The 236-nt window shown below is 50.8% G+C and carries 1 pseudogene; it reads left to right on the forward strand.

The features are described 5' to 3' along the window. A pseudogene (locus tag ACFINS_RS10880) lies at positions 1–236 on the forward strand (hypothetical protein); the annotation flags it as partial.

The raw sequence follows: 236 nt of genomic DNA on the forward strand, positions 1-236 counted from the left end.
CAGCAAACACTTTTAACGTGGATTCAGCCTGGTCTTGCAGGCTTAATGGATGGTTCTGTCTCCACGCTTGCCCCGATTTTTGCGGCAGCTTTTGCAACGGGTGACACGCATCAAACCTTTTTGATAGGGCTTTCGGCTTCGATTGGAGCAGGTCTTTCGATGGGCTTTACAGAGGCAGCCCACGATGACGGCAAATTATCAGGCCGAGGTTCTCCATTTAAAAGAGGCCTTGCCAG

It is taken from the genome of Bartonella sp. AA2SXKL, assembly GCF_042197205.1.
Lineage (GTDB): Bacteria > Pseudomonadota > Alphaproteobacteria > Rhizobiales > Rhizobiaceae > Bartonella.